Annotated in this window: 7 protein-coding genes; 6 read left to right on the top strand and 1 reads right to left on the bottom strand. The window is 62.8% G+C overall.

All coding sequences use genetic code 11. From position 1 onward, the window contains the following. Nucleotides 1-2 precede the first annotated feature (2 nt). The 6 genes from M5G18_RS15310 (at nt 3) to M5G18_RS15285 (ending at nt 12,166) form a co-directional block, all read left to right on the top strand. Nucleotides 3-1,364 (top strand): TolC family outer membrane protein, encoded by a 1,362-nt coding sequence (locus tag M5G18_RS15310; protein ID WP_273899464.1) that lies wholly within the window; start codon nt 3-5, stop codon nt 1,362-1,364. A gap of 325 nt (nt 1,365-1,689) precedes the next feature. Then, a complete protein-coding gene (eprS, locus tag M5G18_RS15305; RefSeq protein ID WP_273899465.1) occupies nt 1,690-4,641 on the top strand; it encodes an autotransporter serine peptidase EprS in 2,952 nt (983 codons plus the stop codon). A gap of 204 nt (nt 4,642-4,845) precedes the next feature. Beyond that, a complete protein-coding gene (locus M5G18_RS15300; RefSeq protein WP_273899466.1) occupies nt 4,846-7,932 on the top strand; it encodes an autotransporter serine protease in 3,087 nt (1,028 codons plus the stop codon). Between the two features lie 57 nt (nt 7,933-7,989). Then, entirely contained in the window at nt 7,990-9,678 is a 1,689-nt protein-coding gene (locus M5G18_RS15295; protein ID WP_273899467.1) for a polyurethane esterase, read from the top strand. A gap of 100 nt (nt 9,679-9,778) precedes the next feature. After that, nucleotides 9,779-11,632, top strand: coding sequence for a polyurethane esterase (locus tag M5G18_RS15290; protein WP_273899468.1), 1,854 nt, complete (start codon nt 9,779-9,781; stop codon nt 11,630-11,632). A gap of 159 nt (nt 11,633-11,791) precedes the next feature. Continuing rightward, nucleotides 11,792-12,166 (top strand): hypothetical protein, encoded by a 375-nt coding sequence (locus M5G18_RS15285; protein ID WP_273899469.1) that lies wholly within the window; start codon nt 11,792-11,794, stop codon nt 12,164-12,166. Between the two features lie 58 nt (nt 12,167-12,224). Here the strand turns inward: M5G18_RS15285 and M5G18_RS15280 are convergent, their stop codons facing one another. Continuing rightward, a complete protein-coding gene (locus M5G18_RS15280) occupies nt 12,225-12,449 on the bottom strand; it encodes a YgdI/YgdR family lipoprotein (protein WP_007951417.1) in 225 nt (74 codons plus the stop codon). Nucleotides 12,450-12,454 lie beyond the last annotated feature (5 nt).

The following is a 12,454-nucleotide window of genomic DNA, read 5'->3' as shown; positions in this document are numbered from 1 at the left end:
GGATGTTCGGCTGTATGAATAAGCTTTCCATGCTGGCGGCAGCGATCGCGCTGCTCGCGGGCAACAGTGCAGTGGCGGCCATGGGGCCGTTCGAAATCTACGAACAGGCGTTGCGCAATGACCCGGTGTTCCTCGGCGCGATCAAGGAGCGCGACGCCGGCCTTGAAAACCGCGCCATCGGCCGCGCCGGCCTGTTGCCGAAGCTGGGTTACAACTACAACAAGGGCCGCAACTCGTCGAAAGCCACGTCCCTCGACGAACGTGCGCGCAATCGCACCGATGACCGTAACTACAGCAGTTACGGCTCGAGCCTGACCCTGCAACAACCGTTGCTCGACTACGAAGCCTACGCGGCGTATCGCAAGGGCGTGGCCCAGTCGCTGTTTGCCGACGAGAACTTTCGCGGCAAGAGCCAGGAACTGCTGGTTCGCGTACTGGATAACTACACCAAGGCCTTGTTTGCCCAGGATCAGATCGACATCGCGCAGGCCAAGAAGAAGGCGTACGAGCAGCAGTTCCAGCAGAACGAGCACATGTTCAAGCAGGGCGAGGGCACTCGCACCGATATCCTCGAAGCCGAGTCGCGTTATGAACTGGCGACCGCCGAGGAAATCGAGGCGCGCGACGAGCAGGACGCCGCGCTACGGGAGCTGGGCGCATTGGTAGGCGTGCCGGCGATGGACATCAGTGATCTGGCACCGCTGGATCAGAACTTCCAGACATTCACCTTGATGCCGGCCAATTACGACACCTGGCACGAACTGGCAGTCAGCAACAACCCGAACCTCGCGTCCCAGCGTCAGGCGGTGGAAGTGGCGCGGTACGAAGTCGAGCGCAACCGCGCCGGACACCTGCCGAAAGTCAGCGCTTACGCCACGATGCGTCAGAACGAGTCGGAAAGCGGCAACACCTACAACCAGCGTTACGAAACCAACACCATCGGTTTCGAAGTCAGCGTGCCGTTGTATGCCGGCGGCGGCGTGTCGGCCTCGACCCGTCAGGCCAGCCGCACCATGGAACAGGCCGAATACGAACTGGACGGCAAGACCCGCGAGACGCTGATCGAATTGCGCCGCCAGTTCAGCGCCTGCCTGTCCGGGGTCAACAAGTTGCGCGCCTATCAAAAGGCCCTGGCCTCGGCGGAAGCGCTGGTGGTGTCGACCAAACAAAGCATTCTCGGTGGCGAGCGAACCAACCTCGACGCACTGAACGCCGAACAACAACTATTTACCACCCGCCGTGATTTGGCCCAGGCACGCTATGACTACCTTATGGCCTGGACCAAATTGCATTACTACGCGGGCACGTTGAGCGAGCAGGATCTGGCGCGGGTGGATGAGGCGTTTGGGGTGGCTCGACGTTGATGTGCATGGCTTCAGACCGGCCCTCACCCTAACCCTCTCCCGGAGGGAGAGGGGACCGATCGGGGGATATTTTAGAAGTACGCCGACCTGATCGAGCGTCACTGAATCCAGCATCGACCCGGTTTTTCAGGTCGGTGCATGACCCGAAAGTATTGGAGATTTTTACCGGCCCGGATGGATCCATAGTCGACCGTTTTTTTCAGGTCGATGTATGACGCAAGACAACTCGGTCAGCTCCCTCTCCCTCCGGGAGAGGGCTGGGGTGAGGGGAACAGGCAACACCGCAGAATCAACCTGCATAAAACAATAAAAGTGAGTGGTGAACATGGACGTACGCATCAAGCCGGTTTCGGTCGGCACCCTGCTGCTTGTGATTTCTGCAACCCAGGCCCAGGCCCAATACCTCGAAGCCGGAAAACCCGGCGATCCCGTCAGTTGGCGCAGCGCCGAATTCCTGCGTGACTGGGGCCTGGAGCGGATGCAGGCGGATCAGGCCTACGCCGCCGGCATCACCGGCAAGGGCGTGAAGATCGGCGCGCTGGACTCCGGTTTCGACGCCGCCCATCCCGAATTCGCCAGCGACCGTTATCACCCGGTAATGGCCAGCGGCAGCTACCTCGACGGCTCGCTGTTCAACGTCAACGGCACCCTCAACCCGAACAACGACTCCCACGGCACCCACGTGGTCGGCACCATGGGCGCGTCCCGCGACGGCACCGGCATGCATGGCGTCGCGTACAACGCGCAGATCTACGTCGGCAACACCAACAAGAACGACAGTTTCCTGTTCGGCCCCAACCCGGATCCGCGCTACTTCAAAGCGGTGTACGACGCCCTGGCCGATGCCGGTGTGCGGGCGATCAACAACAGTTGGGGCAGCCAGCCGCCGGATGTCAGCTATCGAACCCTCGCGGATCTGCACGCCGCTTACGCCCAGCACTGGAACAAAGGCACCTGGCTGGATGCGGCGGCGGACGTTTCCCGTCGTGGCGTGATCAACGTGTTCAGCGCCGGCAACAGCGGCTACCCGAATGCCAGCGTGCGCTCGGCGCTGCCGTACTTTCAGCCGGATCTGGAAGGCCACTGGCTGGCGGTTTCCGGGCTGGATCAAAGCAATCAACAGAAATACAACCAGTGCGGCATTGCCAAGTACTGGTGCATCACCACGCCGGGGGCGAAGATCGACAGCACCATTCCCGACGGCGGTTATGCGATCAAGTCCGGCACCTCGATGGCCGCGCCGCACGCCACCGGCGCACTGGCGTTGGTGATGGAGCGCTATCCGTACATGAATAACCAGCAGGCTCTCGAAGTGCTGCTGACCACCGCCACCCAACTCGACGGTTCGGTGACCGACGCACCGACCGAGCGAGTCGGCTGGGGCGTGGCCAACCTGTACCGGGCGATGCGCGGGCCGGGGCAATTGCTCGGGGCGTTCGACGCTAATCTGGCGGCCGGGCAGAACGATGTCTGGAGCAACGACATCAGCGACAAAGCGCTGATCCAGCGCCAGAGCGAAGACCTCGCCGAACACAGCGCCTGGCAGCAAACCCTGCAAAGCAAAGGCTGGCAGAACGGCGTGCCGGCCGGCGCCAGCCAACAGGATCAGACCGATTACGCCGTGGGCATGGCCCGAGACGCAGCGGCTTCCACTCGGGTTTATCAAGGCAGCCTGATCAAGTCCGGCGACGGGCGACTGGTTCTGACCGGTGAAAACACTTATCGCGGGCCGACCACGGTCAATGGCGGTCTGCTGACGGTGAACGGCTCGCTGACCTCCGCCGTGACCGTCAACGACGGCGGCACACTCGGCGGCTCCGGACGAATCGGCGCGTTGACCGCCAACAACGGCGGCCGCGTGGCACCGGGCAATTCGATCGGTACGTTGAACGTCGCCGGTGACGTGACCTTCGCACCGGGTTCGACCTACGCCGTTGAGTTGTCGCCCACCAGCAGCGACCGCATCGTCGCCGGCGGCACCGCCTCCATCAACGGCGCTACCGTGAGCCTGTCGCTGGAAAACAGCCCGACGCTGCTCAGCACCACCGAGGCCAGAAGCCTGCTCGGCCGGCAGTACGACATTCTGCAAGCGGCGGGCGGCATTCAGGGTCGGTTCGGTGCGGTGCTGCCGGATTACCTGTTCATCGGTGGCAGCCTGGCCTACAGCGGTAACGGCATTGGCTTGAACGTCGAGCGCAACGCGACATCGTTCGCCAGCGTCGGCCAGACCCCGAATCAACGCGCTGTGGCTGCCGCCGTGGAAGGCATGGGCGCGGGCAGTTCGGTTTACGAAAGCCTGCTGTTGTCGGCCACCGCCAGTGATGCGCAACAGGCCTTTCAACAGTTGAGCGGTGAAATCTACCCGGCCCTCGGCTCCGTGCTGATCAACGACAGCCGCCAACTGCGCGATGCAATCGGCGAACGCCTGCACGATGCGCAAGCCACGCAAAGCAATGGCTGGATCAAAGCCCTCGGCGCCTGGGGAACAACCGACTCGCGCCACGATACCTCTGGATACAGCACGTCGATTGGAGGCCTGTTGGCAGGTGTCGACGGCGCGGTCGACGAGCAGACCCGCATCGGTCTGGTCACCGGTTACAGCGACAGCTCGCTGAGCATGGGGTCGGGCACGCATTCTTCAGCCAAGGTCGACAGCTATCACCTCGGCGCCTACGCCGGTCACGACATCGGTGCCTGGCGCCTGAGCACCGGCGCGGCCTACAGCTGGCATCGCGCCGATGTGAAACGTGACTTGCAGTACGGCAACGTCAGCGCCAAACAGAAAGCCAAGGTCGATGCCGCCACCACCCAGGTATTCGGCGAGGCGGCCTATCGACTGAACCTGCAACCGCTGGCCCTGGAGCCGTTCGCCAACCTGGCCTACGTGCACCTCGACACCGACGGTTTTACCGAGAAGGGCGACGCCGCCGCGCTGAAAAGCGGCGACGACCAGCGCGACGCAGTGTTGAGCACCCTCGGTGTGCGGGCGATCAAGACCTTCGACCTGCCGTCCGCACAGAAACTGGAAGTGAGCGGACATCTTGGCTGGCAGCACAGCCTGACCGACATCGACTCCGAACAGCATTTGCGTTTTGCCAGCGGTAGCGCGCCGTACACGGTCGAGAGCTCGCCACTGGTGCGCGACGCCGCGCTGGTCGGCGTGCAGGCCAGCCTGGCACTGACCCGCGACGTGCGGATCAACCTCGATTACACCGGACAACTGGCCAGCCGCGAGAAGCAGCACGGCGTGGGCCTGAGCCTGAACTGGCAGTTCTGATTGATCGCAACTGATCGTTCCCACGTCGAGGCGTCGAACCGTCTGCGTGGGAATGCCTCTAGGGACGCGGAGCGTCCAGTGACGCGGAGCGTCACGGGCTGCATTCCCACGCGGGAGCGTGGGAACGATCAGCGGGGAGAGCGTGGAACGATCAGAGATTGAAATAGACGGATTTTTCGCAACATCACTAAGGAAGGTCGCTGGATGAAAAACAACAACACCCCCGCGCAATCGAGTGGAGGCTTTCGCCTGAAAACTCTCAACATCGCGTTGCTCTGCGCGATGACTACGTGGAGCAGCGCACACGCCGCGCCCTACGTGGAAAGCGGTCGGGCAGGGGATCCGGGCAGCTGGCGCAGCGCCGAATTCCAGGCCGACTGGGGCCTGGGTGCCATCGGTGCGGATCACGCCTATGCCGCCGGATACACCGGCAAGGGCGTGAAGCTTGGGATCTTCGACCAGCCGGTCTACGCCGCGCACCCGGAGTTCTCCGGCAGCAACAAGGTCATCACCCTGGTGACCTCGGGGATCCGCGAATACACCGACCCGTACATCCCGGTCAAAGCCGGGGACGCGTTCCGTTATGACGGTTCGCCCTCGGTCGGTTCCGACGGCAAGCTCGGCGCCCACGGCACCCACGTTGGCGGTATCGCCGCCGGCAGCCGTGACGGTGGGCCGATGCACGGTGTGGCGTTCGGCGCGCAGATCATCAGTGCCGACAACGGCGACCCGGGCCCGGAAGACGGCATCGTGCGCGGCAACGACGGCGCGGTGTACAAGGCTGGCTGGGATGCGCTGATCGCCAGCGGTGCGCGGATCATCAACAACAGCTGGGGCATCGGCATCACCGACCGTTTCGACCTCGGCGGCCGTGACCCGGCGTATCCGCACTTCACCGTCAACGACGCTCAAGTGCAGTTCAACGAGATCCGCACACTGCTGGGCACCAAACCCGGCGGCGCCTACGACGGTGCAATCGCCGCCGCACGCAGCGGGATCGTGACGATTTTCGCGGCGGGCAACGACTACAACCTGAACAACCCGGACGCCATCGCCGGTCTCGGTTACTTCGTGCCGGAGATCGCGCCGAACTGGATCACCGTCGCCGCACTGCAAAGGAACCCGGATCAGGCCAGCGCCAATCCGTACATCATGAGTACGTTCTCTTCGCGCTGCGGCTATACCGCCAGTTTCTGCGTCTCGGCACCGGGCACACAGATCTACAGCTCGATCATCGAAGGCACCAACGCCGACAACCTGACCACCGGCTACAAGAACTACAACGGCACCTCGATGGCCGCGCCGCACGTGGCCGGTTCCATGGCGGTGCTGATGGAGCGCTTCCCGTACATGTCCGGCGATCAGGTCGCCAGCGTGTTGCGCACCACGGCCACCGACCTCGGCGCACCGGGCATCGACGCTCTGTATGGCTGGGGCATGATCAACCTGCGCAAGGGCATCGACGGCCCGGCGATGTTCGTCACCGAGCAGGACATCCCCGAAGAGTTCCGCATCCAGGGCGCCTACGGTTCCGGTCAGTTCGTGGCCGATCTGCCGGGCATCGGCGCGATCATCGATGCGGGCAAACCCACCGAGCGCGTGTGCAACGACATCACCTGCGGGCTCGACACCTGGCGCAACAACATCTCCGGCCACGGCGGTCTGACCAAGCAAGGCATCGGCACCCTGGTGCTGACCGGCAACAACACCTACAGCGGCCCGACCCTGGTCAATCAGGGGCGACTGGCAATCAACGGCTCGTTGCAATCGGCGGTCACGGTCAATGACGGCGGCATCCTCGGTGGTAACGGCCGGATCGCCGCGCTGACTGCCAACAGCGGCGGCACCGTGGCGCCGGGCAACTCCATCGGCACCTTGAACGTGGCCGGTGACGTGACCTTCGCGCCAGGTTCGACCTATGCGGTGGAAGTGTCGCCGACCAGCAGCGACCGGATCGTCGCCGGTGGCAAAGCGGTGATCGAAGGCGCGACCGTAACCCTGTCGCTGGAAAACAGCCCGACACTGTTGACCACCGGCGAAGTGAAAAGCCTGCTGGGCACCCAGTTCAACATCTTGCAGGCAGCGGGCGGCATTGAAGGGCAGTTCGGCCAAGTGTTGCCCGACTACGCGTTCCTCGGCGGCACCCTGGCGTACTCGGCAAGCGGTGTGCAACTGGACGTCGGTCGTAACGGCGCCTCGTTCGCCAGTGTCGGCGTGACCCCGAACCAGCGCGCGGTCGGTGCTGCCGCCGAACGCCTCGGCGCCGGCAATGCGTTGTTCGAAACCCTGTTGCTGTCGCCGTCGGCGGCCGCTGCGCAGGATGCCTTCCAGCAACTGTCCGGCGAGATTCATCCGGCCATCGGCACGCTGCTGATCAACGACAGCCGCTACCTGCGCGATGCCGTGGGCGAACGTCTGCGCGAACGCGATCTGTTCGATGCCGGCGCGCCGACCGATGACCGCAGCAACGCCTGGCTCAAAGTGCTGGGCGCCTGGGGCAAAAGCGATGGCGGGTCGAAATACGCCGATTCCACCAGTTCCATTGGCGGCCTGCTAGCCGGTGTCGACGGTTTGATCGCTGAAGATACCCGTCTGGGTTTCGTTACTGGTTATAGCGACAGCTCGTTGAGCATGGGCGAGGGTACACATTCGTCCGCCTCGGTCGATAGCTATCACCTGGGTGCATACCTGGGGCATCAGATCGATGCGGTGCGTCTGACCGCCGGTGCGGCTTACAGCTGGCATCGCATCGACGTCAAACGCGACCTGCAGTTCGGTGGCGTCAGCGGCAAACAGAAAACCAAGCGCGATGCGACCACCGCGCAACTGTTCACCGAAGCGGCCTACGACCTGGGCCTGCAACCGATGAACCTGGAGCCGTTCGCCAATCTGGCCTACGTGCACCTCAACAGCGACAGCTTCACCGAGAAGGGTGATGCCGCCGCACTGAAGGGCGGCGAAGACAACCGCGATGTGGTGTTGTCGACCCTTGGTGTGCGGGCCAAACGCACGTTTGCCCTGTCGGAGAAACACCAGCTGGAACTGGGTGCAAGCCTGGGCTGGCAGCACAACTTGAGCAGCGTGGATTCCGACAGTCACTTGGCCTTCGTCAATGGCAACAGTGCGTTCACCGTGCAAAGTGTGTCGATGGATCGAGATGCAGCGGTGGTCGGCGTACGCGCCGGGCTGGCGCTCAATCGCGATGTCCGGGTCAACCTGGACTACAACGGGCTGATCGGCTCCAACGAAAAGGACCACGGAGTGGGCCTGACGCTGGACTGGCAGTTCTAAGGGGTAGCGGCAGTTCTTTAGAGAACTGCCGTTTTTGAAAGGAAGAGAGAGCACAACATGGGATTGTTCGATTACAAAAATGCCGACGGCAAAGCGCTTTACAGTGATGCCATCGCCCTGACGCTGTATGCCTACACGCCGACCGGGCAGGCCTTGCCCGGCACCGGCTGGAAGCCGATCGGCGCCACGGCGCTGGGCTATCAGGGCAAGGTCGGGGCGCAGGGCACGTTCTTCGGCGAGAAGGACGGCTTCACCAGCGCCGAAGCCGAAGTGCTCGGCAAGTACGACGCCGCGGGCAAACTGATCGGCATCGGCGTGGCCTTCCGGGGCACCGGCGGGCTGGGTTACAGCGACACCTTCGGCGACATGAAAAACAATCTGCTGGCCGCCATCGGCCCGACGGATTACGCCACCCAGTACGCGAAAAATGCGTTCGACAACCTGCTCAAATCGGTGGCGGCTTTCGCTGTCGCCCACGGCATTGCGGCCAAGGACGTGCTGGTCAGCGGCCACAGCCTGGGCGGTCTCGGGGTCAACAGTGTGGCGGAGTTGAGCGCGAGCAACTGGGGTGGTTTCTTCAAGGACGCCAACTACATTTCGTTCGCCTCGCCGACCCAGAGCAGCACCGGCACCAACGTGCTGAACATCGGTTACGAGAACGACCCGGTGTTCCGCGTGCTCGACGGCACCACGTTCAGTACCGCGTCGATGGGCAAGCACGACAAGCCGCACGATTCGACCACCGACAACATCGTCAATTTCAACGACAACTACGCGTCCACCGCGCAGAACCTGGTGCCGTTCAGCATCGCCAATCCGCTGAACTGGTCGGCCCACAGCTCGCTGGGGTATGCCGACGGCCTGAACCGGGTGATCGCGTCGAAGTTCTACGGCCTGACACACAAGGACTCGACGATCATCGTCTCCAACCTTGAGGAAGCGTCGCGGGGCAAGACCTGGGTCGAAGATCTGGGCCGTAGCGGCGAGCCGCACACCGGCAGCACGTTCATCATCGGCACCGACAGCGGCGACTGGCTCAAGGGCGGGGCGGGCAACGACTTCCTCGAAGGGCTGGGCGGCGATGACCGTTTCCGTGACGACGGCGGCTTCAACATCCTGCTCGGTGGCCAGGGCCACAACACCTTCGAGCTGCAAAAACCGCTGCAGAACTTCAGCTTCGCCAACGACGGCGACGGCACGCTGTATGTGCGTGACGCCTACGGCGGCATCAGCATGACCCGCGACATTGGCGCGCTGGTGAGCAAGGAGTCGGGTTCGTGGTGGGGCAGCAAGGAAATCACCTGGACCGTCACCGCCAAAGGCCTGGCCAACGGTGCCGAACTGACCCAGTACAACCATTCGCTCAGCGGCGGCGCCATGGGCGACACCCTCAAAGCCACCGCTGACGGCGACTGGCTGTTCGGCCTGGGCGGCAACGATCACCTGCAAAGCGACAAGGCCCACGTGACCTTCGTCGGCGGCGCCGGCAACGACGTGATGAGCGCGGTGGGTGGCAACAACACCTTCCTGTTCAGCGGCGCGTTCGGCTTCGACGCGATCAATGGCTACCAGGGCAGCGACAAACTGGTGTTCATGGGCGTCGAAGGCGCGGGTCTGGGCTACGACTACAAGCAACACGCGTCGCAGTCCGGAAGCGATACCGTGCTGAAGATTGGCGACTTTGCCGTGACGCTGGTCGGGGTGGGTGTGGCTAACCTGTCGGATTCGAGTTTCGTCTTCGCCTGACAAACGAAAGTTGTACTGAAATGCTCCGGGGCGCCTCGGGAGGGGCGTTCTGGTTGTGAGCTATCTCTGAACAATTCCAACAAAGAGAGAGGCAACAGCAATGGGTGTGTATGACTACAAGAATTTCGGTACGGCGGAATCCAAGGCGCTGTTCAGCGACGCCATGGCCATTACGCTGTATTCCTACCACAACCTCGATAACGGCTTTGCCGTCGGTTATCAGCACAACGGCTTCGGCCTCGGCTTGCCGGCCACGCTGGTGACCGCGCTGATCGGCGGGACGGATTCCCAAGGGGTGATCCCCGGCATTCCGTGGAACCCCGATTCGGAAAAAGCCGCGCTCGATGCGGTGAAAAAAGCCGGCTGGACCCCGATTACCGCCTCGCAACTGGGTTACGAGGGCAAGACCGATGCCCGCGGCACCTTCTTCGGCGAAAAGGCCGGCTACACCAGCGCCCAGGTGGAAATCCTCGGCAAATACGACGCTCAGGGCCATCTGACGGAAATCGGCATCGCCTTTCGCGGCACCAGCGGCCCACGGGAAATCCTGATCGGCGACTCCATCGGTGACGTAATCAACGACTTGCTCGCCGCATTCGGGCCCAAGGATTACGCCAAAAACTACGTCGGCGAAGCTTTCGGCAACCTGATGAACGATGTGGTGGCGTTCGCCAAGGCCAACGGCCTGACCGGCAAAGACGTGCTGGTCAGCGGCCACAGCCTCGGCGGGCTGGCGGTCAACAGCATGGCGGACCTGAGCACCAGCAAATGGGGCGGGTTCTTCCAGGATTCCAACTACATCGCCTATGCCTCCCCAACCCAGAGCAGCACCGACAAGGTGCTCAACGTCGGCTACGAAAACGATCCGGTGTTCCGCGCCCTCGACGGCTCGACCTTCACCGGCGCCTCGCTCGGCGTTCACGACGCGCCGAAGGAATCGGCGACCGACAACATTGTCAGCTTCAACGACCACTACGCCTCGGCGGCGTGGAACGTGCTGCCGTTCTCGATCGTCAACATTCCGACCTGGATCTCGCACCTGCCAACCGCTTATGGCGATGGCATGAACCGGGTGATCGAGTCGAAGTTCTACGACCTGACCAGCAAGGATTCGACGATCATCGTCGCCAACCTGTCGGATCCGGCGCGGGCCAACACCTGGGTGCAGGACCTGAACCGCAACGCCGAAACCCACAAGGGCAGCACCTTCATCATCGGCAGCGACGCCAATGACCTGATCCAGGGCGGCAGCGGCAACGATTATCTGGAGGGCCGCGCCGGCAACGACACGTTCCGCGACGGCGGGGGCTACAACATCCTGCTCGGCGGCTCGGGCAACAACACCCTGGAGTTGCAGAAGTCGGTCAATACCTTCGACTTCGCCAATGACGGTGCCGGCAACCTGTACATCCGCGATGCCAACGGCGGGATCAGCATCACCCGCGACATCGGCAGCATTGTCACCAAGGAGCCGGGCTTCCTCTGGGGCCTGTTCAAGGACGACGTGACCCACAGCGTCACGGCGACCGGCCTGAAGGTCGGCAACAACGTCACCCAGTACGAATCGAGCGTGAAGGGCACCGGCGGCGCCGACACCCTCAAGGCCAAGACCAGCGGTGACTGGCTGTTCGGCCTGGACGGCAACGACCATCTGATCGGCGGGACGGGCAACGACGTCTTCGTCGGCGGCGCCGGCAATGATCTGATGGAATCGGGCGGCGGGGCGGATACGTTCCTGTTCAGCGGCGCGTTCGGCCAGGATCGCGTGGTGGGTTACACCGCCAACGACAAACTGGTGTTCCTCGGCGTGCAGGGCGTATTGCCCAACGACGACTTCCGCGCCCATGCCACGGCGGTGGGCCAGGACACGGTGCTGAAGTTCGGTGCTGACTCGGTGACGCTGGTCGGGGTTGCGTTGAACAGCCTGAGTGCCGACGGGATTGTGATCGCCTGACGGCAAGGGTGGGGAAGGAGCGTACTCCTTCCCCATATCAAAAGTGACTCACCAGCCATTCCCTGACTCCAATCCCTGCACCAACAGGAAATGCGGCCTAAAGCCATGACGGCAACGTTCGTCATGTAAGGGTCGCCAACGAGTACAGGAGATTCACACGTGAAAGGTTTCAAGAGGTTTATCGGTATCGCGGGACTGGCGCTGCTGTCGGCCAATGCCTGGGCCGATCTGCCTCACAGCTCGATTCTGAGCCGCTATGGCGTCACCACCGATGAACTGCCAAAGCCGGCCGAGAGTGATGACGTCAAACCCGTCGAAGAAAAAAGCCGCTTTCATATTCAGCCCGAACAACCGTTCGTGACCGTTCGCATCGGCGAAGACAAAACGCCGGAGATGACCGGCAATCTGAGTATCGACCGCATGGCGCAGCAGGAGCGTCAGCGTTGCCAGCGCTTGCAGGAAGAACTGGTTCGCCGGGGCGAGCGGCCCTTCAGCTGCGACGACTCCCTCCCGGGCATGGCATTGCCCCGCTGATAAATGCAAAAAAGGCTGCGTTCCAACAGGATCGCAGCCTTTTTTGATGGGGTAACCGTCAGTCTTCTTTGCGCACGGTGGCCACTTCGTCGGCACGCACGCGGATCTTGGCGCCGGAAATATCCTTGAACTCGTAGAAGCCGTCCTCGTTTTTGGTATCGGGCATGTCTTCGGTCAGGTACTGGGTGCCGTTCTGCAGGGTGACCACCGTCGGGGTCGAGCAACCGGCCAGCGTCAGCAGGGCCGCAACAGCCAACGGGATCCCGAGAGTCTTGATTTTCATAAGCA

Origin of the sequence: Pseudomonas aphyarum (genome assembly GCF_028657055.1) — a bacterium.
Lineage (GTDB): Bacteria > Pseudomonadota > Gammaproteobacteria > Pseudomonadales > Pseudomonadaceae > Aquipseudomonas > Aquipseudomonas aphyarum.
This window is presented reverse-complemented; position numbering and strand designations above follow the sequence as displayed.